The following is a 627-nucleotide window of genomic DNA, read 5'->3' as shown; positions in this document are numbered from 1 at the left end:
AGGTTTTGGCGGATAGATGTAGGTGTTGCGCACCATGAACTCTTTCAGGATGTCGTTCTGAATGGTCCCAGTGAGGTCCTTCTGCGCAACGCCCTGTTCCTCCGCCGCCACGATATAGAGCGCCATGATCGGCAGCACCGCGCCGTTCATCGTCATCGATACCGTCATCTCGTTAAGCGGGATGCCATCGAACAGCTGGCGCATGTCGAGAATGGAATCGATGGCGACGCCGGCCATGCCGACATCGCCGGCGACGCGCGGATGGTCGCTGTCGTAGCCGCGATGCGTGGCGAGATCGAAGGCGACCGACAGGCCTTTCTGGCCGGCGGCAAGGTTGCGCCGGTAGAAGGCGTTGGACTCTTCGGCCGTCGAGAAGCCGGCATATTGCCGGATCGTCCAGGGTTGCTGGACATACATCGTCGGGTAGGGGCCGCGCACGAAGGGCGGCAGGCCCGGATAGGTATCGAGATGCGGCAAGCCCTTGAGATCGCCCTGGTTGTAGAGATGCTTGACGGCGATGCCTTCCGGCGTCATCCGCTGACCTTTGACCTCGACCGGCACCCGCCGCGGCGGCGACCAGCCGATCTGGCTGAAATCCGGGATCATGGTACGGCTCCGATCGACTGA

At 62.4% G+C, this 627-nt stretch carries 1 protein-coding gene; it reads right to left on the bottom strand.

The window, feature by feature from the left end; genetic code table 11:
- On the bottom strand, window positions 1–606 hold a 606-nt coding region (locus E5W70_RS32640; protein WP_292665494.1), incomplete at its 3' end, for a methylmalonyl-CoA mutase family protein.
- Between the last annotated feature and the right edge of the window lie 21 nt (window positions 607–627).

The organism is Mesorhizobium sp., assembly GCF_005063415.1.
Taxonomy (GTDB): domain Bacteria; phylum Pseudomonadota; class Alphaproteobacteria; order Rhizobiales; family Rhizobiaceae; genus Mesorhizobium.
Note: the sequence above shows the minus strand (reverse complement) of the source record. Positions and strands in the feature narration are given on the sequence as shown.